General features: G+C 72.8%; 17 protein-coding genes. 3 read left to right on the top strand and 14 right to left on the bottom strand.

The annotated features are described in order from the left end of the window. Positions 1-48: 48 nt before the first annotated feature. From CLV72_RS22615 to CLV72_RS22605, 3 genes are all read right to left on the bottom strand, one after another. Entirely contained in the window at positions 49-1230 is a 1182-nt protein-coding gene (locus tag CLV72_RS22615; protein ID WP_106250438.1) for an RNA polymerase sigma factor, read from the bottom strand. Positions 1231-1243: 13 nt separating this feature from the next. Beyond that, positions 1244-1654 carry a YciI family protein gene (locus CLV72_RS22610; protein WP_106249933.1) on the bottom strand — a complete coding sequence of 137 codons (411 nt, stop codon included), beginning with the start codon at positions 1652-1654 and terminating at the stop codon, positions 1244-1246. Between the two features lie 135 nt (positions 1655-1789). After that, positions 1790-2719 (bottom strand): RNA polymerase sigma-70 factor, encoded by a 930-nt coding sequence (locus CLV72_RS22605; RefSeq protein WP_106249932.1) that lies wholly within the window; start codon positions 2717-2719, stop codon positions 1790-1792. A 218-nt stretch (positions 2720-2937) separates the two neighbouring features. Here CLV72_RS22605 and CLV72_RS22600 point away from each other — a divergent pair, with 218 nt between their 5' ends. After that, positions 2938-4278 (top strand): FAD-binding oxidoreductase, encoded by a 1341-nt coding sequence (locus CLV72_RS22600; protein ID WP_106249931.1) that lies wholly within the window; start codon positions 2938-2940, stop codon positions 4276-4278. A gap of 66 nt (positions 4279-4344) precedes the next feature. Here the strand turns inward: CLV72_RS22600 and CLV72_RS22595 are convergent, their stop codons facing one another. The 9 genes from CLV72_RS22595 to CLV72_RS22550 form a co-directional block, all read right to left on the bottom strand. Further along, a complete protein-coding gene (locus CLV72_RS22595; protein ID WP_106249930.1) occupies positions 4345-5655 on the bottom strand; it encodes a transporter in 1311 nt (436 codons plus the stop codon). Further along, positions 5652-6374 (bottom strand): hypothetical protein, encoded by a 723-nt coding sequence (locus CLV72_RS22590; protein WP_211303044.1) that lies wholly within the window; start codon positions 6372-6374, stop codon positions 5652-5654. Before CLV72_RS22590 ends, CLV72_RS22595 begins: the two co-directional genes overlap by 4 nt. Then, positions 6371-8554, bottom strand: coding sequence for a hydantoinase/oxoprolinase family protein (locus tag CLV72_RS22585; protein WP_106249929.1), 2184 nt, complete (start codon positions 8552-8554; stop codon positions 6371-6373). Before CLV72_RS22585 ends, CLV72_RS22590 begins: the two co-directional genes overlap by 4 nt. 55 nt (positions 8555-8609) lie before the next feature. Continuing rightward, the gene (locus CLV72_RS22580; protein WP_245930380.1) at positions 8610-10379 is read right to left on the bottom strand and encodes an FAD-dependent oxidoreductase; all 1770 of its coding nucleotides are present in this window, start codon (positions 10377-10379) and stop codon (positions 8610-8612) included. A gap of 4 nt (positions 10380-10383) precedes the next feature. Next, positions 10384-11478 (bottom strand): LacI family DNA-binding transcriptional regulator, encoded by a 1095-nt coding sequence (locus CLV72_RS22575; RefSeq protein WP_106249927.1) that lies wholly within the window; start codon positions 11476-11478, stop codon positions 10384-10386. 1402 nt (positions 11479-12880) lie between these two features. After that, a complete protein-coding gene (locus tag CLV72_RS22565; protein WP_106249926.1) occupies positions 12881-13312 on the bottom strand; it encodes an SgcJ/EcaC family oxidoreductase in 432 nt (143 codons plus the stop codon). Between the two features lie 16 nt (positions 13313-13328). Beyond that, positions 13329-14273: a helix-turn-helix domain-containing protein gene (locus CLV72_RS22560; RefSeq protein WP_106249925.1), complete on the bottom strand. Its 945-nt coding sequence runs from the start codon at positions 14271-14273 to the stop codon at positions 13329-13331. A gap of 227 nt (positions 14274-14500) precedes the next feature. Continuing rightward, complete coding sequence (locus CLV72_RS22555; RefSeq protein ID WP_106249924.1) at positions 14501-15316, bottom strand: NAD(P)H-binding protein; 816 nt, start codon at positions 15314-15316, stop codon at positions 14501-14503. Next, a complete protein-coding gene (locus CLV72_RS22550) occupies positions 15309-15746 on the bottom strand; it encodes a nuclear transport factor 2 family protein (protein ID WP_106249923.1) in 438 nt (145 codons plus the stop codon). Before CLV72_RS22550 ends, CLV72_RS22555 begins: the two co-directional genes overlap by 8 nt. 90 nt (positions 15747-15836) lie before the next feature. Here CLV72_RS22550 and CLV72_RS22545 point away from each other — a divergent pair, with 90 nt between their 5' ends. Further along, complete coding sequence (locus CLV72_RS22545; RefSeq protein WP_106249922.1) at positions 15837-16451, top strand: TetR/AcrR family transcriptional regulator; 615 nt, start codon at positions 15837-15839, stop codon at positions 16449-16451. A 112-nt stretch (positions 16452-16563) separates the two neighbouring features. Here CLV72_RS22545 and CLV72_RS22540 read toward each other — a convergent pair whose 3' ends face one another. Together CLV72_RS22540 and CLV72_RS22535 are read right to left on the bottom strand one after the other, a co-directional pair. Then, a complete protein-coding gene (locus CLV72_RS22540) occupies positions 16564-17235 on the bottom strand; it encodes a hypothetical protein (protein ID WP_211303043.1) in 672 nt (223 codons plus the stop codon). Between the two features lie 247 nt (positions 17236-17482). Beyond that, a complete protein-coding gene (locus CLV72_RS22535) occupies positions 17483-19027 on the bottom strand; it encodes a 5'-methylthioadenosine/S-adenosylhomocysteine nucleosidase family protein (RefSeq protein ID WP_106249921.1) in 1545 nt (514 codons plus the stop codon). 73 nt (positions 19028-19100) lie between these two features. Between CLV72_RS22535 and CLV72_RS22530 the strand changes: the two genes are divergently transcribed. After that, positions 19101-22724: an NACHT domain-containing protein gene (locus CLV72_RS22530; RefSeq protein ID WP_106249920.1), complete on the top strand. Its 3624-nt coding sequence runs from the start codon at positions 19101-19103 to the stop codon at positions 22722-22724. Positions 22725-22736 lie beyond the last annotated feature (12 nt).

Genomic DNA, 22736 nt, shown 5'->3' with positions numbered 1-22736 from the left:
ACATCTGTCTGACCAGTGCACCGGTAAAACAGCTGCTGGCGGTACCGGTCAATCCGGCGGGCGCGGATCGGCGGCGCGGTTCAGCCGGGCCGCCTGCTTGAGCAGGTGCGTCAGCTCGGCCGTGCTGGACGCCGCCTCGGCCGCGGCCGCGTAGCGGCGCGCCGCCCCGGCGTAATCCCCGGCCCGCTCCTGCAGGTAGGCGGCGACGGCCTCCCGGCGCGGCAGGCCGGGGGCCAGCTCCTCGACCAGCCGCAGCCCGGCGAGCGGGCCGTCGACGTGCCCGACCGCGACCGCGCGGTTGAGCACCACCACGGGATTGCCGGGGACGAGCCGCAGCAACTCGTCGTACCACTCCAGGATCTGCGGCCAGTCGGTCTCCTCGGCCGACGGCGCGTCGTCGTGCAGCGCGGCGATCGCGGCCTGCGCCTGGTACTCGCCGAGCCGGTCCCGCACCAGCGCGCCCTGCAGCAGTTCGACGCCCTCGGCGATCATCGCGGTGTCCCACCGGGACCGGTCCTGCCGCGCCAGCGGCACCAGCTCGCCCGAGGCGTCGAAGCGGGCCGCGCGGCGCGCGTGGTGCAGCAGCATCAGGGCGAGCAGGCCCGCGACCTCCGGATCGCCGGGCACCGAGGCGGCCAGCTGCCGGGTCAGCCTGATCGCCTCCACGGCCAGGTCGGCGTCGGCGGCGCCCGGATCCCCGGCGGCGAAGCCCTGGTCGAACATCAGGTACAGCACGCGCAGCACGGCGCGCACGTCGCCCGGCCGCTCGAAGCTCTCGCCCGCCAGGGTCCGCTTGGCGCGGGAGATGCGCTGCGCCATCGTCGCCTCGGGGACCAGGAAGGCGCGGGCGATCTGGGCGGTGGTCAGGCCGCCCACCGCGCGCAGCGTCAGCGCGATGGCCGACGCCGGGGTGAGCGCGGGGTGGCAGCAGCGGCTGAGCAGCAGCAGTGTGTCGTCGGCCTGCTCGGCGGGGCCAGGGGGCGGTTCGAGGGTCACCGCCACCTCGCGCAGGGCGCGGGCCGAGGCCGAGCGGCGCGCGTCCAGGAACTTGCGCCAGGCCGCGGTGACCAGCCACGCCTTGGGATCGTCGGGCGCCTCGCCGTTCCGGCGGCGCACCGCCTCCACGAGCGCGTCCTGTACGGCGTCCTCGGCCGCCGCGAAGTCGGCTCCGCGGCGGACGAGGACGCCCAGCACCTGCGGGGTCAGCTCCCGCAGCAGGTGTTCGTCGATCATCGGTGCGGGATCACTCCACCACCGGCGGTTCGACCATGAACGGCCGGACCTCGATCCACTCGTGCAGCGGCTTCCCGCCCAGCCCGGGAGCCGACGACAGGTGGGCGGCGACCTCGTGCGCCCGCTCCTTGGACTCGACGTCGATGATCATCCACCCGGCGATGAGGTCCTTGGTCTCGGCGAACGGGCCGTCGGTGACCGGCGGCTCGCCCGCACCCCCGTACCGGACGAACTCGCCCTCGGCCGCGAGCGCCTGCGCGTCCACGAACTCGCCGCGCTCGCGCAGGTCGTCAGCGACCTGCCCCATGAAGCCGATGTGCGCCGAAATCTCCTCGGGCGTCCACCGGTCCATCTGCGCCTCGGCGTTGGGGTGCGGCTTCGGGCCGCCGCGGTAGTGCTTGAGCAGCAGGTACTTGGCCATGTCGCCATTCTCCGTTCCCCGGCGGCACCTCCTGCCGCCGACACCCCTGGGACGGAGCCGAACCGGGGTTCTCGACATCGGGCGGAGGTCTTTTCCGCGAAGTTTTTCGCGGCAATCCTCCCAGCACCCGCAAGCTCAGCGGCACAAGGCGTTCTCGCCGTCCATGTGCGACAGCTTCTCCGGGTTGCGCACGGCGTACAGGCCGGCGATCCGGCCGTCCGCCACCCGCACCGCCATGACGGCGCTGAGCGCGCCGCCGTCCCGGAAGACCAGCGCCGGATGGCCGTTGACCTGCGCCGGCCGCAGCGAGAGCGTGCCGGAGATTCTGCCCAGGAAGGCGGCCACGGGGCCGGCCCCCGTGATGGGCGCCGGCGCGGCGGGCACCACTCCGCCGCCGTCGCCCACGAGGACGACGTCGGGCGCCAGGATGTCCAGCAGCCCCTGCAGGTCGCCCGTCTCGACCGCCCGCCGGAAGGCGTCGAGCGCGCCGCGGGCCTCGGCGGGCGAGACGGGGCCGCGCGGCCGGCGCTCGGCGACGTGGGCGCGCGCCCGGTGCGCGATCTGGCGGACGGCGGCCGGGTTCTTCTCGACGGCCTGGGCGATCTCGTCGTAGGGCAGGTCGAAGACCTCCCGCAGCACGAACACCGCCCGCTCGACGGGGGAGAGCGTCTCCAGGACCAGCAGCATCGCCATCGAGAGGCTGTCGGCCAAGACGACGTCCTCGGCCACGTCGGGGCTGGTCAGCAGCGGCTCGGGCAGCCAGGGCCCGACGTAGGACTCCCGGCGCCGGCCCAGGGCGCGCAGCCGCATCAGCGCCTGGCGGGTGGTGATCCGCACCAGGTAGGCGCGCTGGTCGCGCACTGCGCCGAGGTCGACGTCCGTCCAGCGCAGCCAGGTCTCCTGCACGACGTCCTCGGCGTCGGCGGCCGAGCCCAGCAGTTCGTAGGCGACGGTGAACAGCAGCCCGCGGTGGGCGAGGAACGCGTCGGTGGCCGGATCCGCGCCGCCGTCCCGGCCGGTGCCCCCGTCCTGGTGGACGGGTGCGGTGTGCGTCCTGTCGGCCATCCTCGCCTCCCTCTCACCCGCGAGTCTGCCAGCTGTCTGACGTCCGATACACCCGATTTGTGACGGCGGGCCGGGGCGCCCGGTGCCGAGGCGGCCGTCCGCGTGGCGCAGGTCACACGGCCGCGCTGTCACACCGGCAGGGCGGCCGGCATCTGGTGGTCGTCGCACGCGGGACCCGGCGGCACGGGCCGCGCGGACACCGACTCGGAAGGAACCCCATGAGCCCAGCTATCGAAATCCTCCGCCGCGACTTCGGCGGCGACATCATCGAACCGGGAGGAGCGGAGTACGAGTCCGCAAGCCGCTCGGTCCTCGCCTCGGGCACTCCGGCCTGCGTCCTGCGGCCCAAGAGCGTCGCCGACGTGCGCGCCGGCGTCGCCTTCGCGGCCGGTGCCGGGCTGGAGCTGTCGGTACGCGGCGGCGGCCACGCCTTCGCGGGCTTCGGCACCAATGACGGCGGCGTCGTAATCGACCTCGGCATGCTCGCCGAGGTGGCGGTCACCGACCCGGAGAACCATCTGGTGCGGATCGGCGGCGGCGCCACCTGGGGCCAGGTCGCCGACGCCCTGGCCCCGCACGGCCTGGCGATCTCCTCAGGCGACACCAGGACCGTCGGCGTCGGCGGGCTGACGCTCAGCGGCGGTATCGGCTGGAAGGTCAGGAAGTACGGCCTGGCGATGGACAGTCTGGTCGCCGCCGAGCTGGTCACCGCGCGGGGGGAATCGGTGCGGGCGAGCGCGGCGGAGAACCCGGAGCTGTTCTGGGCGATCCGCGGCGGCGGCGGCAACTTCGGGATCGTCACCGCCTTCGAGTTCACGGCGCACCCGACGACGGAGGTCCACTACGGCACGATCGCCTTCCCCGCCTCGGAGCTCGCCGACGTGCTCCAGGGCTGGGCGGAGTACCTGCGCACCGCCCCCGACGAACTGACCTCCACCGCGACCGTCGCCAACCCCTTCGCGGGCGGCCCCGAGGCGCCGGTGGTGGTCCATGTCGCCTTCGACGGCGACGATCCGGCACGCGCGGCCGCGGCGATCGACCCGATCCGGCGGCTCGGCACGGTGCTGGCCGACGATGTCGCGCCGCGCCCCTACGCGGACACGCTGGAGGAGGGCGGCACCCCGCCGCTGTCCCTCCGCTTCGTGGCCAGGAGCGCCTTCGTCGGCACGGAGTCAGTGCCCGCCGCGCTGCGGGTCCTCGCCGAGGCCCGCGCGTCGGAGGGCGCGCCGTTCATCGCCGTGCGCGCCCTCGGCGGCGCGGTCTCCCGGGTCCCCGACGACGCCACCGCCTACGCGCACCGCCAGGCGGAGCTGATGGTGGTGACCACCAGCGTGGGTCCGCAGCCGGCCGTCGAGGCCGCCCGTCCGCTGGTGGAGGGCATCTGGACGAGGCTCGCCCCGCACGTCAGCGGCGCCTACGCCAACTTCCAGGCGTCCGCCACCGAGGAGGACGTCGCCGCGGTCTACCCCGGCGAGACCTACCGGCGGCTCGCCGAGCTCAAGCGCCGCTACGACCCGGGCAACCTGTTCGCCGGCAACCACAACGTCCGGCCCCGGTAGGGTGCCCGGCCCGGCCGTGCCGGGCCGCCCGCGCCGGGCGGCTCGGCACGGTGGCCGCACGGCCGGTCAGAGCAGGTACAGATAGGCGGTGAGGCACAGGCCGGCGATGGCGATCACCCAGGTGTAGGGCAGGGTGGACCGCATGGAGCGCTCGGGGCGCACCCCCGCGTACTGGGAGCTCCACACGGTCTGCGTGCTGGTCGGGTCGGAGACGCCCAGGACCTGCCCGTAGGAGGCCATCAGCCCCACCACGGCCGGCGCCGGGTAGATGCCGCCGGCCACCAGCACCCCGGCCACCCCCGCTCCGAGCCCGAAGATGTTCATCGGTCCCCGGTAGAGGCTGAGCGGGGCCAGCAGCGCGAAGACGAGCACGAACAGCACGACGTTCCCGGGGCTGACGGCGACCACGATCGGAGTGAGCGCGCTGACGGCACCGGGCAGGTTCACCGCGGCCAGCAGCATGCCGATGGCGATGAAGAGCACGATGGGTGGCGCCGCCACGTCGAAGGCCCGGTAGAGGGTGCGCAGGGCCGTGCTCGTCATCTCCCGCCAGGGCACGGCGGTGGCCAGGGCGAAGACCACCCCGGCCAGCAGCGCGGCGACGATCGGGACCTCCAGTCCCAGGGCCAGCACGATCGGGACCAGCGGGGTGACCAGCGCGTACCAGGGAGCGTCGCCCCGGCGGCGGCGCTTGGCGGCCCGCTCGCGGCCGGAGCCCGTGCCGCCGCCGGCGCTCGCCCGCACCGCCCAGGTGTGCCGCACGCCCTTGCGGCGCATCTCGACCAGGATGTACGCCAGCCCGCCGAGCAGGGCGATCGGGAAGAGGCGCAGCTGGAAGTGCTGGACGGTGGCGACCGGCACGCCGATGGCGTCCGACAGGAACTGCCAGTTGATCAGCTCCAGCGGCAGCCCGGCGGCGATGCCGACGAGGACCGTCCCCGCGGCGACCGTGGGGGTGACGCCCACGGCGATCATCGCCGGGATGCCGACCACGCCGGCCAGCATCGCCGCCGGGGCCGAGCCCGTGATGCTGCCGCACAGGATCGCCACCAGGAAGATGCCGACCGCCACCGCGGTGGGGCGCTCGCCGCCGAACTCCACGATCTTGCGGACCAGCGTCGACGCGATCCCGGCCTCGGACATGAGCGTGCCCAGCCAGCTGCCGAGCAGGATGGCCACCATGGTCGCGGCCAGCCGCGGCGCTCCCTCCTGGACGACGGTGCCGACCACGCTCTCGCCGTCCCCGGTGAGCGGTGTCCCGGCGATGAGGGCGATGGCGGCGGCGAGCAGGACGAGCGCGAAGGCGGTGGGCAGGCGGCGGGTCAGCATCAGGCCGACGCCCACCGCCATGGCGAGCAGGATTCCCAGGGCGGTCACGGGTGGTCTCCGAGAGGTGTCGCCGGGTCCGGGCCGCTCGGGTCCGTCCCCTGGTGGTCGAGGGTGGCGGCGATGGCCGCGGTCAGGGCGAGCGGGCTGCGGCGCAGTCCGCAGCGGACGCGGGCGTAGGCGTGCGCGGCGATCTCGTCGGCACCGGCGACGTGGCCGCGCAGCCGCAGCGGCCCCCACCGCAGCGGCTCGTGCCCGAGCCGGTCGCGCAGGGCGCGGCCGTGGCCGCCGTGCAGCAGCCGGTGCGCCTCCTCGTGCGCCAGGGCGGCCGCGCGCACGGTCGGCGGCGGGAAGTCGTCGGCCCAGCCGGCGGCGCGGGCCACCCGGTGCGCGTAGTCGAGGGCGTCGGTGTAGACGACGACCCGGTCGCCGGCGGAGCGGTGCAGGTACTCGGCCAGCAGCACCTGTCCGGGCGACACCCCGCCGGCGGCCCGTTCGACGACCTCCGTCTCCGCCGCCGCCCGGTGCGGGGCCCGCTCCGCCAGTTCGCGGCCGAAGGCGACGGCGCGGGAGGCCCACTCGCGCAGCAGCGCGGGATCCCGGTCCTCGTGCAGGGGCACCAGGGAGAGCAGGCCGACGGCGAGTTCCGTCTCGTCGGATCCGCCGATCCGGGCGTAGCTCCGGGCCAGGCCGGCCCCGTCCGCACCGGTTCCGGACGGCGGCCGCCGCTCGGCCGGGCGCACGGCGGCGGGGGCCGGGCGGCGGCTCACCGGCGCCGCTCCATGATCGCGATGACCTTCTCGTCGGGGGAGCGCCTGCCGATCTCGGTGCCGGCCAGGGCGACCAGGTGCCCGGCGTCCATGACCCCCGAGAGGTCGGCGATCTTGGTGCCGAGCAGCAGCCAGGTCGCGGGTGGGACCGCGCCGCCGTCACCGTAGGCGGTGCGCTCCTCGACCAGGTCCCTGAGCCGGCCCTCGGCCTGCCCGGCGACGAGGGTGTCCACCTCCGCGTCGCCGTTGTGCAGCCGGACGACGCCCTCGCCGTCGACCACCCTGATGTGCCTGCGCTCGCGGGCCAGCCGGCCGAACAGGCCCGGGGGCCGGCGCAGCAGCCCGAGCACCCGGTAGCGCCCGTTCGCGGCGTACTCGACCAGCTCCCCGGCGTCGGCGCCGAGGCTGGCCGCCGCCGCCGCGCGGGCGCCGGCCGCGCCGACGGCGGCGGTGCGGTCCTTGGCGCGCAGTTCGGTGGCGCCGGTGGCCACGGCGGTGACGAGGTTGCGCTGCGGGTCGACGGTGACGTCCACCTCCACGCCGTCCGGGTCGGCGCCCTGGGCGACCACGGCCTCCTCCGCCTCGGCCCGCACCGCCAGGACGTCGGCGTGGGTGGCCGCGGGGATGATGCGCTCGACGGACTCCCGCACCAGGGCGAGGGCGACCCCGAGCGGGCTGATCACCTCGCTGTGCGCGGCGATGCGGGAGCGCAGCCCCATCCGCTCGCCCAGGTGGGGGGTGATGGTCGCGGCGCCGCCGCCGCCCCCGACGAGCGTGCAGACCGACCGGTCCAGGGCGTAGTCGCGGACCAGGGCGTCCACCACCGAGGCGACCCGCTCCGTCGCCCGGTCCAGGACGGCGCGGGCGGCCCCGTCGACGTCGGTGCCCAGCGCGCGGGCCAGCGGCGCCAGGGCGGCGCGGGCGGCCCGGGGATCGGCCCGCGCGTAGTCGCCCGCGGGCACCCGGCCGAGGGCGTTCGCCGCGCAGGTGACGGTGAGGGCGAAGCGCCGGGTGCCGTTGTCCAGGACGGCGTGGTCGGCGGAGTCGCCGTCCAGCGGGGAGATCCGCAGCAGCCGGGCCCCGTCGAGTTCGGCGGGGTCGGCGAAGCAGGCGTAGGGGAGTCCGGCGATGTGCGCGCTGCGCGGCCCCACCTGGGTCAGCGCCGCGGCGCCGTCCTCCGTGCCGCCGCCGAGCCGGACGATGGAGCCGCCGCCGACGCCGACGGTGCGCACGTCCAGGGCCGACAGGTAGGTCTCCTTGCCGCCCAGTTCGGCGTGCCTGATCTGGACACGGCCGCGGCGGATGACGCTGATGTCGGTGGAGGTGCCGCCGGTCTCCAGGAAGACGCCCTCGCTGATCCGCTCGCCCATCAGGGCGCCCGCGACCCCGGCCGCGGGCCCGGACAGGACGGTGAGCAGCGGGCGCTTGCGCGTCTCGCCCAGGGACATCACCCCGCCGTCGCAGCGCATCACCATCAGCGGCGCGGTGATCCCGGCCTTGAGGATGCTGCGCTCGACCAGGTCGGCGGTCTGCAGCATGCGCGGCATGACGCCGGCGTTCAGCGCGGCGGTGCGGGCGCGCTTGGCCAGGCCGTAGAGCCGGGTGATCTCGTGGGTGGCGGTGGCGGGCACCCCGCGGCGGGCCGCCGCGGCCAGCACGGCCCGCTCGCCCTCGGAGTCGTCCACGCTGAAGGGCTCGGCGGCCACGACGACCTCGGCGCCCGCGGCGGTCACCGCGTCGACGGCGGCCAGCGCCGCCTCGGGGTCCCCGGGGCGGCGCAGGGCGGCGTAGCGCACCGGCAGCCGGTGCCCGGAGTCGAGGCGGAGCCGGCCCAGCGAGCGGAGCCGTCCGACGGCGAAGGCGTCGTAGCCGGTGCCGACGCCGACGACGCCGATGGTGGCCACATCGCCCTCCAGCAGGGCGTTCGTCGCCTGGGTGGTGCCGTGCGCGAGGAAGCCGACGTCCGCGGCGTCGACGCCGACCTCGGTGAGCAGGCGTTCGAGGGCGGTCATGATGCCGTGGGCGACGCCGTCGGGGTGGTCGTGGCTGGTGGGCACCTTGACCTGGCCGAGGAGTTCGAAGCTGGTGGCGCTGACCGCGACCGCGTCGGTGAAGGTGCCGCCGACGTCGATGCCGACGCGGACGGGGTCGCGGGCCGACCGGGCGGCCGGATCGCTCATGGAGGTGTCCCCTTTCGTGGGACGGGGCGGGGGTGCTCCGTCGGGCGGGCGGTGGTCAGTAGCCGCGGACGTCGGGCCAGTGGCGCTCGACGCCGGTGCGGTCCAGCAGCGCGGTGAACCGGTCCAGCAGCTCGTCCTTGGCGCGCACCGCGTGCGGCGTGGTGCCGTGGTCGAGGGCGAAGGCGGCCAGCCGCCCGGCGGCCTCGCCGATGTTCCACTCGACCGGGTGCAGGCGGAAGCAGCCGTTGGTGATGTGGGTGGTGCCGATGTTCTTGGCGGCGGGCAGCAGGTTGGTCTCCCGCTCGGGCAGCAGCGCCCCCAGCGGGATCTCGAAGGGCACACTGGCGATGTCGATGTAGTTGTTGCCGCCGGTGGAGGGGTGCAGGTCGATGCGGTAGGCGCCGACGCCGACGGAGTCCTCGCGGCGGACGATGCCGCGCGGGCCGCGCAGCTCCAGGGACACGTCGTGCTCGGTGACCGTGGTCGCCGCCCTGATCCGCCGGGACTCGCGCACGTAGGCGGCCTTGGCCAGGCCGTGCTCCGCGCCGGTGACGTCGGGCCGGGGCCGCAGGCCGGGGAAGCCGGTGCCGCCGTCGGGCCTGGGGGCCTCGGTCTGCAGCCAGTACAGGACGGACAGCGACAGCTGGCGGGCCTCCTCGTGCGCGCGGCGGACGGTGCCGGCGTCCACCAGGCCCTCGATCTCCAGGGCCGGGGTGAGCCAGTAGTCGTTCAGCGGCCAGTTGGCGAGGGTGATGTCGGAGTCGAAGGCGCCGGGCAGGTGCAGCCTGCGGGCCAGGATGCGCCGGAAGCCCCACAGCTCCTTGTCGCCGGCGTCGGCGCTCTGGTCGGCGGCGACGTCCAGGGGGTCGGTGCCGGGGTTGGGCACGAAGCGCCGGGTGACCGGCTCCAGGGTGCGCGGGTCCGGTGCCTGGAAGCCGAGCAGTGGGCCGGGCCAGAACCCGGGCCGGTAGGAGCGCCAGAAGCCGTACGTCTCCGGGCGGTCGATGGTGTGGTCCTCGCCCTCGTGGTGGGAGACGGCGAAGCAGTAGGTGATGCCCTGGAGGTTCGCCGGGTCGGCGGTCTCCGGGGCGTGCGGCTCGCCGTGCTCGGAGCGGGCCTCGGCCCCGGTGACGTGCTCGATCCCGGCGAGGGGGAGCAGGTCGCCGTTCTCGGTGGCGTCCAGGACGTAGTCCGCGCGCACCGTGTGCTCGCCGCCCTCGTGGTCGCGCAAGGTCACCGCGAGGACCCGTCCGCCGTCGGTGGCGGCGCCGACCGGCCGGTGCCGCACCAGGACGGTGATCCGCCCGGCCGCCCGGTGGGGGGCGATCATCTCCTCCAGGACGGCCAGGGCGACGCGCGGCTCGTGGCAGAGCTTGCTGACGCGGCCCGCCCCGGGGTTGAGCGCCCGCCAGGACGCGGCCCCGGCGCGCAGCGGATAGGCGCGGCGGTAGTAGTCGCGGATCCCCTCGCGCAGCCGCCGGTAGGAGGCGGTGGCGCCGAACATCTCGATCCAGGGGTGCTCGTCGGGCGGGACGGCCTGGGAGGTGAGCTGTCCGCCGATCCAGTCGGTCTCCTCGGTCAGGACGACCCTGCGGCCGGAGTCGGCGGCCGCCAGGGCGGCGGCGACACCGCCCAGGCCCCCTCCGACGACAAGGATCTCGGTCGCGCTCTCGGTCATATGGCCGGTCGGGCCCGCCGCCCTCCTGCGGGCGGCGGTGCCCTTCTCCTCTCTGCTGCGCCGCGCGGCGGCCGTGGCGGCGGCCGCGCGGGTGGACGTGGACGGGTTCGCCGGTGCGGGCGGGGTGCGCGCCGGGGCGCCCCGCACCGGTTCACTCCCGGCGCGGGTCCCGGCCGGGCGGGCGCGGCGGCGCGATGGTGCCGCCGTCGACCGGCTCGCAGGGCAGCAGGCGCCGGGTCTCGACTCCCTCCGCCCCCTCGATCAGCCGCAGCAGCAGGCGGACCGCGTCGCGGCCCATCTCCCGCATCGGCACGTCGAAGCCGCTGAACACCGCCCCGCCGCCCGGCGCCCGGCCGCGGGCGCCGACGGGCGCCCCCAGTACGGCCAGCGACAGGTCGCGCGGGCAGCGCAGGCCGGCCCGTTCGATGGCGGCCCCCAGCCCGGCCAGGGCGGCCCCCGTGTCGGTCTGCTCGACCACGACGGCCGTGACGCCGTCGTCCAGCCAGGAGGCGAGCAGCCCGTTGAGCCCGGTGCCGTCGGTGCGCACCACCAGTCCGGCGGTCTCGGTCCCCGTGGACCGGGCGCCGCGCAGCACCCCTTCCTCCCGGTCGGCGGAGGACGGGGCCTGGTCGTGCTCGCGCAGGTACCGGACCCTGCGGTGCCCGGCGGCGGCGAGCCCGGCCAGCACCGCGGCCGAGGCCGAGACGTAGTCGGCGCCCACGTAGGGGACGTCGGGCTCGTTCCTGCGGCCGATGTAGACGAACGGGAAGCCGTCCTCGGCCAGCTGCCGGATGGGTTCGTCCGGTACGTGGCGGCCGAAGAACAGGCAGCCGTCGGCGACGCGGACCCGCCGTAGCGAGGCGGGGTCGCCCGCGCCGGTGCCGCTCCGGGACGAGCCGGTGAACAGGATGAGGTCCTGCCCCTGGGCGGCCGCCTCCTCCTCGACCCCCGCGAGGATCGGGTAGTAGGAGTGGGCCACGTCGGTGGGGAAGGTGGCGCTGAAGGTGTAGAGCCCGAGCATGGCGTTGCCGGCCGCGGCCAGCCGCGTCGCCACCGGATCGGGCACGTAGCCCAGCCGCTCGGCGGCGTCCAGCACCCGCTGGCGCGTCTCGGCGGCCAGCGACATCCCGATGGTCGTACCGCGCAGCACCAGGGAGACGGTGGTCTGGGAGACGCCCGCGACCCGCGCGATGTCGGACTGGCGCGGCCGGCGCCGTCTCCTGCCGCCCCGTTGTGCGTTCTCCACCGGTTTCTCCTCGGAAGCGCTGTTCTAATGCGGATTAGTCCATGACTGTGAGCCGCATCTCAGCGCCGTGTCAAGGTTTCGGCGCGATTTCCAGCGTTTCACCCGAAGAGTTTCATTAATGCGTATTAGCGCCTTGACCAGTGCGTCGGCGCTGGTCGACACTCGGAGGCCATCGGTGCACCCGCCCCCTGGAAGGGAACCGTCATGGCCGACGCCCGCCCCCGACCGTCAACCGCACCGCACATCGACCGCAGGACCGCCCTGCTCGGCACCGGCACCGTCGTGGCCGGCGCCGTCCTGGCCGCCGCGATCCCCGCCCCGCCCGCCGCCGCGGACGTGCTGCCGACCTACCGCTTCGTCCGCGAGGCGCTGGACACCTCCTCGCTGGCCTACAACCCGACCGGGGAGCTGATCTTCCCCTGCCTGCGCGGCACCGCGGGCCGCCTCACCGACGCCCCCGGCCGCTTCCTGCTCTACTACGCGCCGCACGACGCGCCCGGCGGGATCTGCCTCGCCTACGCCGACAGCCCGGAGGGCCCCTTCACCGAGCACCCGGGCAACCCGATCGTGTCCCGGGTGTGGTCCCCGCACTACTCGGTGAGCCACGTGTCCTCACCGCACGTGATGTGGAACGCCGAGCACCGCGAGATGTGGCTGTACTTCCACGGCGAGAACCGCACCACCCGGCTGGCCCGCTCCAGGGACGGCGTGCGCTTCACCTACCAGGGCGTGGTGCTGGACACCTCGATGATCCCGGGCACCACCGAGACCTCCTACGCACGCGTCTTCGAGCACCGGCTGCCGGACCGCGGCGCGCGGTACGTCATGGTCTTCATGCGCAACGGGACGAACGACCACCGCGACATCGGCTGGGGCTGGTCCGCCGACGGCATCGACTTCGACTTCGCCCGCGACCCGCTCGTCCGCCACACCGACGTGGGCGTGTCGAACCTGTCAGGTCCGCACCTGGTCGTCCGCGGCGGCCGGACGCTCGTCGTCTACCACACCGACCGCGGCGACATCCGGGCGACCGAGGTCGGCGCCGACTTCTCCCTCCGCCGGCACCTGGGCACGGTCCACACCCCGATGCAGGGGGCCGCCCGACTCCGGCCGCTCCGCCGCGCCGTCCTTCGGCTCCGACGGCGGGGTGCAGTACATGTTCTACGAGGCGGGCCACCGCCTGGGCGCCACCATCGCCATCGCACGCGCCGACTGAATACCCCGGCGCCCCGGCCGGTCGGTGCCCCCGAGCGCGACGCAAGCGATAGATCACCGACCACCGGCCTGTCGCGGGCTCCGACGCCCCGCGAGCACTACGGCATCACCCCCGGCCGAGTTCGTCCGGCCCCGGCACCGCCGGGCCGCCGGCCGGGCTCGGCCGGCGGCCCGCGCGGTGCGGCCGCTATCCGGCGGCGAGGGAGTCCAGGGCGGCCGAGGCGTCGAAGGAGACCAGGCGCGCGTTCTGGAGGGCCGCGACCCGCCAGCGGTCGTCCTGCCACACCACCGCGAGCAGCTGCATCATGACGCGGCTCGTCGGCTCCTGCTCGCCCGGCATCACCAGTCCGACGCGGTGGTGGACCACCCCGGTGCCCGGACGGAGGATCCGGGCGAAGCGGACCTCGCCCCGCACCAGCAGGGCGCCCTTCAGCACCGTGTCGAACAGCGGCTGGTGGAAGGCCACCATCTGCTCGCGTCCCGTGTGGATGGTCCCCTCGAAGTCCGCGAACACGGCGTCGTCCGTGAAATCCGCGAAGAAGGCGGTGGCGTCACCGCGGTTCCAGCCCTCGTTCATCCGGGCCGGGATGGCGCTCATCGCCTCGACTGACTGTTCCATGCGCTCACCTTCCGTGTCAGCCACCATCGTCGCGGGGCCGACCGGGGGACGCCTTGACCGCGCGTGCCCGCTTGTTGGATGTGAGCGCCGCCGGGCTGTACCCGTAGGTCGCCTTGAACAGCCGGCTGAAGTGCGCAGGATCGGCGAAGCCCCAGCGGGCGGCGACGGCCGCGACCGTGCGTGCGGACCCGGCCAGCTCCGCGCGGCACCGCTCCAGGCGGCGCCGGCGGATGAGGGCCGCCACCGTCAGCGGCTGGTCCTCGAAGAGCCGGTGCAGGCGGCGCAGTGACATGTGGTGCGCCGCGGCCACCGCCGCCGGGCCGAGGTTCCGGTCCGGCAGCCGCGCCTCGATGAAGCCGACGATCCGCGCGCGCAGCGCCTCGTCGGAGGCCGGACGCGGATCGCCCAGCTGTGCCGAGAGCGCCACCGCGACCAGCTCGATCACGGCGGCCGCCGACCGGTCGGCCTCCTCGGCGCTGAACCCCGACAGCGAGCGCGCCATGTCTCCCACCAGCGCGGCCACCAGGGCGCCGGGGCCGCGGTCGCCGCGGACGCGCACCCCGGCCAGCCGGTCGGCGTCGCCGGGACGGAGCCGCAGCAGGCGGCGCGGCACCAGCATGGTCACGCTGGCGGTGGCGGAGCTGTCGAAGCGGACCGGCCGGATGGGGTCGACCAGGATCAGGTCGGAGGGGCCGAGCACGGCGGTGCCGCCGCCCTGCTCGGCGCGCACCCGCCCCCGCGTCACCAGGTCGATCTGCCACAGCTCGCCGTCGGCCTCCCGGGCGGAGCGGGCGTCCCGGAAGCACTCGCCCTCCGGGGTGACCAGCCCGGCCAGCCGCAGCGGCCCGAGATCGCGGGTCACCACCTCGGCGAGGAAGGGCGAGGCGGCGTGCCGCCGGCTGAGCAGCGGCGGCAGGCCGCTCGCCGCCATCTTCTCCTGGAAGGCGTCGAGACTGCTCATCCGGGCGGCACCCCGTCACGGTGCCGAGCACCGCCGCGACCACCCGGCGCACCGTGGTCCGCGCCCACTCCCATCGACCCCTCCGCTGCGCTCGGCCCGGCCATGGGGCAAGGCTTCCCGAGCGGCGGCGGGGAGTCAACGCGATGCCGTCGCCATGACGAGCGCCCCTGACAGCGCACCGGCGCCCACCAGGGCCAGGGCCCGCCTGCCGATGGGTGAGAAGGGGCTCACGAGACCGCCGGATAGACCTCCCGGAACGTGCGGGCCGGGCGGCCGGTCAGCCGTTCGACGGTGTCGGTGACCCGGTCTTCGGAGCCGGCCGCGATGCGGGTGTCCAGCTCGGCGAGCGTGGCGGCGAAGTCCGGAGGCAGGCCGTGCGCGGTGAAGTGCCGGGCCAGCTCGTCCGCGCCGACCGTCCGGTGGCGCAGCGGCCGGCCGGTGTGCCGGGCGACGATCTCGGCGACCTCGGCGTAGCTCAGCGGCTTTGGGCCGGTGAGGATGTGCTCGGTGTCGTGCGGCGGCTCGTCGATCAGGGCGCGGGCCGCGACCGCGGCGATGTCGGCGGCGTCGATGAAGGCCACGCGGCCCTCGCCCGTCGCGGACAGGAGTTCGCCGCCCCGCGCCCTGAGGGCGAGGGCGCCGCCGGTGAAGTTCTGCGCGAACCACGACGGGCGCAGCACCGTCCACTCGGGCATGCCGGTGCGCACCAGGCGGTACAGCGCGCCCATCCCCGTCGGACCCTCCGGCACCGCGGACGAGCCGAGCAGCACCACCCGCCGGACCCCCTGGTCCGCGGCCGCCGCCAGGAACGTCGCCACCAGCGGCGCGGGCTCGGCCACGCCGATGGGCGCGACGAGGTAGACGGCCGACACCCCCGACAGCGCGGGCGCGTGGGTCTTCGGATCGGCCCAGTCGAAGCGCACATGCCCGGCGAGCCCTTCGGTGCGGCTCGCGGCCCGCAGCGGCACCCCGCGCCCGCGCAGGAAGGCGGCCACCCGCGAGCCGGTGGTGCCGGTCGCTCCGATGACCAGGACCTCAGCCACCGCCGCCCCCGGCGAAGGCCTTGGTGAACGCCTGCACGCCGCCCATGGCCTCGGCCGCGGCCAGCGGGTTCCAGTAATCGCGGTATCGCCAAATCTCGCCGTCCCGCACGGTGATGACGGCGATGTAGCGCATCCGGTACGGCCGCCCGGTGGCGACCACCAGCCCGGCCGTCTCGATCTCGGCGATCACCACCTCCGGGTCGACGCTCTGGTGCACGGCCTGCTCGGCGATCTCCCGGACGTCGAGGATGCCGGGGTAGCCGCGCAGGTACTCCTCGATCGCGGCCCGGCCTTCGACCCGCTCCGGATAGCCGGGCGGCGCGAACGGGAACTCGATCACCCCGTCCTGCGCCCACAACCGGGCGAAGCCCCGCATGTCCTTGGCTAGTAGCAGTCCGAGAGCATGCTCGACCAGTTCGACTGATTCCATCGATACTCCTACGTCTCGACGGTACGGTACCGTCCCGTCGAGACGTTACACGGGACGGCCCCGTACCGTCCACTCGTTACACTGGCCCTCATGACCCGCCGCCCGCCTACCGGCGCGGCCGTCCTGCAAGCGACGGTCACCGAGGCCATCGTCGAAGCCGCCCTGGACGAACTGGCCGAGCAGGGCTACGCGCGCCTGTCCATGGAGGCCGTCGCCCGGCGCGCGGGCGTGGGCAAGAGCGCGCTCTACCGCCGCTGGCCCTCCAAGCGCGAGATGGCCATCGCGGTGATCGCCGATTTCACCATGGAGCGCGCCACCGTCCCCGACATCGGCTCACTCCGCGGCGACATCCGCGCGAGCCTGGACACCGTCGTCGACTGGCTGGCCCACCCCCGCTTCGCCCGGATCCTCCCCGACCTGGTCACCGAGGTCGCCCGCGACCCCGCCCTCGCCGAAGTGGTCGACGCCATGGTCGGCACCCCCAAGCGCCGACGCAGCGCGGAAATGCTGCAACGCGCCATCGACCGCGGCGAACTACCCCCGGACACCGACCTCGACATCGCCCTGGACCTGATCGCCGCCCCCGTCTACTGGCGCCTCATCGTCCGAGCCGCCCCCGTCGATCCGCCCTACCTCGACCGCCTCACCGACACACTCCTACGCGCCCTCACCGGCACCCTCCCCGAGGACCCGCCCCGGGCCTGACGCGGCGACGGTGATCGGTGAACGGCGCTCGGTATGGATCAGTTCCTTAACCGGCGCCGTGCGAGCCGGAACCTGCCTGTCGGCCAAGGAACGTCGGTGAAAGGTCCGGAGATCATTGTCTGATCTTTGGTGCGCCGTTGGCGAATCGCGCCTTCGAACGCGTGCGCAGAATATGCCACGGGCTTGTCCAGGAGCGTGATCGATTACTGTCTCGGCCGGTTCTCTCCAGACGGCTCTCACGTTTCACGTCCGCGTACATCACGATCTGCGCGGCGAGTACGGCGATGGCGGCCAGTTCGACGAAGGACACGACCAATAAGGTTCTCGATCCTGGCAGGCCTGACCACATGCCGGACCAGTAGACGACGACGGCGACGAGCGGTGCGCCGCAGAAGGTGAGCATGTCGATCGCGAGCTGGAAGTACTTGCGGGAGATGCGGTGCCGGTCGGCGCGGTGCGCCACCTCCCAGCTGAACACAGTCGTCCGGTCGTCGGTGAGACTTGCCAGCCGCGGGGCCAACTCACCGCGAACGTACCTCCCGATCGCGGAGATCTTTTCGTCGTTGACGAGGTACGTCCATCCGAGGACGAGGCAGACTGGTGGAACCAGCAAGAGAAAAACACGGCTGCCCGAAGAGACTGTGACGGCGATGATTCCCGCCAGCGAGGCGAATGTGGCGTAGAGCAGGTTGTCCCTGAAGCCGATCCTGGTTTTCTGCTCATCCTTGATGTGCTCGTACTCCACAATGATCACTCGGGTGGCGACCTCCTCGGCCCAGGTCATCGACGGCCCTTTCCCCAACACCGCACATATCGAATGCCGTCAGTATCCGTGCTTTCCAACGACGAGTCGATAGCTCCGCCGATGATTTTCTGATCGGCATGTCCTATAGGCGGAAGAGGGCATAGCCGTGCCGGGTGGGTTGCCCACGATGATCGACAGCGGAATGCGCATCGTCGGGCCGTCCCGCCTCAGCGACGTTGGGAGCGTGGCAATGCCGCGCTGGTGCACGCTGCCAACTGCCCTCGGGTCACCGAAGTTCCATGCGGAACTCCTGCATGAGGCGGGCGCAGAGTTCCTCGGCGATCCCGCCGGCATCGGCGGTGATGCAGGTCAGCGGCACGACGTCATCAGCGGCGACGCGCACGGGCGCCGTCGAGGGCCGCACGCGGGCGGTGTGGCGCGGAAGATCTGACACGCGACCTTCGGCGACGAGAAGTGGTTCCGTGATACCCACCGCGCAGCCCACTTCGACCGGAGAGAACACATTGATCTGAAGGAGTACATTGAGCAGGAACTCCAGGCGTTCGGCCAAGTCCGCCGGGTCGAGCACTGCGCCGAGCCCGTCTTTCGGCAATGGCTGCCAGGCGGAGCGCTGACCGCCACGGGTGACGGCCAGGCCGCTGCCGGACTCGGAGGTCACCACCGCGAGGTCATCGGTCGACAGTGCCTCCATGGAATCGAACAGCTTCTGCGTCCTGCCCAGAGCCGCCAGCTCGCCATTGAGCGCCGCCAGCCGCCGAACTTCTAGCCGAGCCGTCTGGTCGGCGGGCACCAGGTGAAGTTCGAGACTCGCCGACGCTCGGCCGCGTCTGGATGTGAACTGGGAACACCAGGTGGTCGTCAGCGCCTCGGCAAGTGGTCGCCAGACCGTTCCGTTCTCGGCGACTGGCGCGGCCGTGTCCGACGAGGGCTGGGCCGCGGGCCGCTCGTTGACGTACAGGTTGCCGTGCTGAACCACGTTGAGGGTGTTCCCCGGCGCGCCCACGATCTCCTGCACCATCCGCGGTGTCTCCGGGCGCACTTTCACCGGCAGCACCCCGGCGAGTTTCCTGAGGAGCGCGGCGGCGAACGCTGCAGCATGCGAAGCAGCGATGGGCTGTAGTCCGGCCTCGTCGCTGAGATGCTTCTCTCCATCCGCCAAGTCGCTGATTCCGCGGATCGTCAGCAAGGGCAGATCGTCATTGAGATGTGCGGCGTCGGCAACGCCCGCACTCTCCATTTCGATGGCCACAGCGTCGCGATAGAACGTATTCAGCTGCTGCGCGAGCGGAGTCACCCGCGAATTGAGCACGATCTCACCGGCGGCGATCGGTTTGAAGTGGACGGCAGGTGCGGCGCTTCCGGCCTGCGAGGCGGCCCAGTCGTCATTGCGGCTGACCGCCCGCGCCGCCTCGGTGAGCCGATGGGCGCTGGGCCAGGCGCGGGGTGAGGCGTGGAATCCTGCCTGATCCTCCTTGCCGCCCCCGTAGGCGTACACCCACGAGGACACCACCACGTCGCCCAACCGGATATCGGACTTGAGACCGCCCGCGATGCCGACGACAAGCACCGCCACCGGATCGAATGTGTCGATGGCCCGCTCGGCCAGGACCGCCGCCGGGCGGTTGCCCTCTCCCGTCGCCGCCAAGGCGACCCGCCATGGCACCCCGGAAATCCGCCCGACTTCGAATAGGGTTCCCCGCGAGTGCGGGTACTCCTCCAGTTCGGTGACGAACGCGCGCATCGCGCGATACTCCAGCTCAAGCGGAGTCAGTAGCACCACGGTACCGGCCTGCTCAGCGGAAAGAGTCACACGGAGTTCCTTTTCTCGTCCGGTACAGGCGAATCGAACTCATGCTAGCTTCGGCGATCGGCATTATGGAGCTGTGCCCGAGAATCCGAACCCGCGCCTTCCCGCGCAGTACGTCCAGTGGATCGAGGCCCTGCCCGGCAGCCAGATCAACGTGCTCCAGCACGGGGACATGCACGTGAACCCGGAGGCGCCGTCGGCCGGTTCTCCATTCGAACGGCTTCAGGCCGTCAGCGACAACGCCGTGGCCTACTGCGACATTGTCGCGCCTCGTGACGGGGGATCCGTCGTGCGGCTCGCTGAGGGCGCCTATGTACGCCGCACCGTCGAGGAGAGGCTGTTGCGGCGATTGGACAGCCCCTCGCTCACGGCGCTGGTCGGCGAGGCCGGGTACGGGAAGTCCGTACTGATGTGGCGGCTCCACCAGCGCCTGCGGGCGGCGGGCCGCAATCCGCTGCTGATCCCCGCCACCTCGCTCCTCGGAGACGGCGACATGGAGGCGACGCTCTCCGTGGAGATGATCGCCGCGGCGCTCCAGGAGCGTCCGACGATACTGCTGGTCGACACCCTGGACCTGCTGCTGCACGAGCAGGCGGCCCAGGAGCGGGTCGCCCGCCTACTCGCGGCCGCCGCCGAGGCCCGGACACCGACGCTGGTGACCAGCCGTCCCGTCGAGGCCCGCACGCTTACCCTCCACGAGGACGGCGCCGATGCCGGTGGACTCCCCGGCGGTGCCATCCGCAAGATCACCCTGTCCGACTACGACCCCCGCGAGCGCACCGAAGCCATCGTCACCTACGCCGCGCAGTTCTACCCGGAGGACGGCCGCGCGGAAGTGGTCGAACGGCTGCAGAACGCCAATGTGCGAGGGCTACCGCTCCAAGAGGTGTGCCGGAACCCCCTCGCCCTGCGGCTGCTGTTCGAACTGTACGCACCGGATGAACCACCGGAGACGGACGTCGACACGATCGGTCTGTACGACCAGTACTGGCAACGGCGGGTCGTGTCCGATACCCGCGGTCCGGGCACGGCCGGTTCCGGGCCGGATCTGACCGCACACGCACATGGGGTGGCCCTGGCGCTGCTGTCCAAGGGGTCGATCGAGTCCACGGGCACCGACCTGGCCGAGCAGATCAGGCCGTTGAGCGGTGGCTCGGCCCTCCCCGCTGACAAGGCCGTCGGGGCGCTGCACGCTCGGGGCGTTCTCACGATGCCGCCCAGCAGTCGCCGCCTGCGCTTCTTCCACCAGACGCTGTTCGAGCACGCGGCCGCCCGCGCGGTGGCGGCGGTCGGTGAGCCGGCTGCCCGTGTGTTGTTCGACTGCGTCCGGCGCGAACCCCACGACCTCTTCTACGGTGAGGTCGCCGCCCAGCTGATGCTGCTGGCCAAACGGCGACTCGTTCTTGACGGGCCGGCCACCGCGACGCTCGTCGAATGGCTGAGCGATCAGGAGCGCGGGCTCCTCGCCCTGGCGATGCGCACCTATGCCCGTATCACCGACCCCGGACATGAATTGCGCGAGGCCGCCGCCAGGGCTCTCCAGTCCTGCGAACGAGATGTGGCCATCGACCACCTCACCCTGCTGCCCTCCGTCAACCACGGCTCGTTCGATCGGATCGGAGCCGAACTGGGTCTGCTCTGGCGGAGGGCCGAGAAGCTCCAAGAAGAGGCGGGAATCCAGGACCGGGTGACTCGGCGCGAGGGCCGCGCCATCGCACTCAACGTCCTGGAAGCGCTGTCGCGGCTCGCCGCGGCCCATCCCGACCAGGTCCTTCGATTCCTTCAGGAGCGCGAGTGCCTGTCGTGGCTGAAGAACATGCCTTCAGGCGACATGCGCAACCACAAGAGCCTCTACCTACGGGTCCTCGAACCTCTCTACGCCTACGCCCCACGCCGGTGCGCGTCCGCGCTCGTCGACTTCTTCGAGTCGTTCGCGGCTGATGGAAGCGTCGGCGGTGCAGCCGAAATCCTCGACCTGTTCGACCGCCATCCGACCCCGCCGCTCGCTGAGGCCGAAATGATGAGGATCATGCGGGCGATGCGGGTGTTCCGCAGCGACCAGGACGCCACGGCCCTGGAGATGCTGTACGTCCGTCTCCGTGAGCCGTGGCTCGCAGACCTGTCCGCCACCGAACTGCTCGAACGAACCCAGACCATGCTCGGTGCGAAGGAGTGGGAAACCGTCGGGCGGCGTGCGGAACTCCGGGCGCTGTCGCGGAGCGCGCTCACCCTGACCGCCGGCGAGGCCGGGGCGTACCTAGAGCCGCTGCTGCGCACCAGGAACCGAACGCGGCAAGAGCATCTGCTCACAGTGCTCGGCACCGTGCTCCAGGAAGCGGGTGAACCTCCGGCTCCCCTCACCGAGTACGCGCGCAAGCAGTGCCGGAGGCAACTCGCGCGGCTGCCGGCGAAACGGCGTGCGGACAAGGGCCGACCGCTGCCGCTGCTATTCGTCAATGCCCTTTACGGTGCCCGAACGAGCGGTCCCGCACTGCTTGCCGCGCTCCCTGAGGTCACGTCCGAGGAGCTGTGGTCGGATCCCGACGGCCTCATAGGGATTCTCGCCGCAGCGGCACTCGCCGGCCACGAGACCGCCGCCGCGTCGCTCAGACAGCTCCTGACGTCGCGCAGACGGAGCAACGTCCATGTCGCCGTGCTGGGTCGGCTTCGCGAGGCCGCCGTCGCGGGCTCGGCTGAAAGTGTCGACTATCTAATCCTCCATGCCGAGGCCACCGGTGATCTCACCGCGATTCGCGAGGTGCTTTCCAAAGCACCGGAAAGTCCCGTCGGCGTCAGGGAACGGCTGCACCGGCTCAGGGCTTCCTTCGTCGCCGCCAAGAACAAGGATGTGGTCACGCAGGGCGCCAAGTTGTGGCGCACACTGGTCGACCAACGCGTGGAGCCCTATCCCACACCCTCGGAGATCGTCGGAGCGGGCCTGACCCGGTCGGCGGGCCACTCGCTGTCCATGGCACTGCTGCAACTCGCCGACTCCTGCCTGCGTCGTGACGTGTGGACCGGTCAGGACGTGTCCGTCCTTGTCCAGGCTCTGGGCCCGTACGTGGAGGCCGACCTCGATCGTCGAACCGACAAGGCGGCGACGGTCAGCGCCACCGCACGAACCGTCCTGATCGGACTGCACGCCCGCCACACGCCTCTTCCCGCCGATCCGGTACGGCAGCGTGCTTTCGCGACGGACATCATGGAGCTCGTCTACACTTCGGCGACCGACCTGGAGACACAGCAAGGGCTGGCGGCGTTCACCCGATGCGTCGTCGCCGCGGCTCCGCTGCCGAACCGCATCGCCGATCCCACGACGACCATCGAGCTGGTAACCACCGTCGCCCGCAGACTGCACGAACTCCAGCCGCAATCCACTCGTTGGCGGCGCAACGCCGCCCAGTCCTGGCACACGGCCATCGCCAAGGCCGTCATCAGCGCACCCGCTGACGAGGTACGCCGCATGATCCAGGAGTTGCTGGGATCGGATGAGCAGATGGCCCGCCTCGCCGTGGCCGTCTGCGTCGACCACATGCGCCCGATCCCGGACTGGCTGAAAGAGATGGAGCCCCTGATGACCCCGGAAATCCACAAGAGAATGCGGGGAGTTATGAGCCGGAACGCCCGGGACGGCAGCCCGCGCAAGCTCCCCGCCCTCTACGAGAAGGCCATCGCCGCGGCCTCCTCCCCGGACCTGTAAGGGGTGGTGGCG

Source organism: Allonocardiopsis opalescens (genome assembly GCF_003002095.1).
In the GTDB taxonomy this organism is placed as follows: Bacteria; Actinomycetota; Actinomycetes; order Streptosporangiales; family Streptosporangiaceae; genus Allonocardiopsis; species Allonocardiopsis opalescens.
This window is presented reverse-complemented; position numbering and strand designations above follow the sequence as displayed.

What these genes read in the sequence shown, in the direction of transcription:
- CLV72_RS22610 (WP_106249933.1), bottom strand. Translation starts at nt 1,654, where the DNA reads ATGGCCAAGTACCTGCTGCTCAAGCACTACCGCGGCGGCCCGAAGCCG.
- CLV72_RS22560 (WP_106249925.1), bottom strand. Translation starts at nt 14,273, where the DNA reads ATGAGCAGTCTCGACGCCTTCCAGGAGAAGATGGCGGCGAGCGGCCTG.
- CLV72_RS22565 (WP_106249926.1), bottom strand. Translation starts at nt 13,312, where the DNA reads ATGGAACAGTCAGTCGAGGCGATGAGCGCCATCCCGGCCCGGATGAAC.
- CLV72_RS22585 (WP_106249929.1), bottom strand. Translation starts at nt 8,554, where the DNA reads ATGAGCGATCCGGCCGCCCGGTCGGCCCGCGACCCCGTCCGCGTCGGC.
- CLV72_RS22540 (WP_211303043.1), bottom strand. Translation starts at nt 17,235, where the DNA reads ATGACCTGGGCCGAGGAGGTCGCCACCCGAGTGATCATTGTGGAGTAC.
- CLV72_RS22600 (WP_106249931.1), top strand. Translation starts at nt 2,938, where the DNA reads ATGAGCCCAGCTATCGAAATCCTCCGCCGCGACTTCGGCGGCGACATC.
- CLV72_RS22545 (WP_106249922.1), top strand. Translation starts at nt 15,837, where the DNA reads ATGACCCGCCGCCCGCCTACCGGCGCGGCCGTCCTGCAAGCGACGGTC.
- CLV72_RS22550 (WP_106249923.1), bottom strand. Translation starts at nt 15,746, where the DNA reads ATGGAATCAGTCGAACTGGTCGAGCATGCTCTCGGACTGCTACTAGCC.
- CLV72_RS22605 (WP_106249932.1), bottom strand. Translation starts at nt 2,719, where the DNA reads ATGGCCGACAGGACGCACACCGCACCCGTCCACCAGGACGGGGGCACC.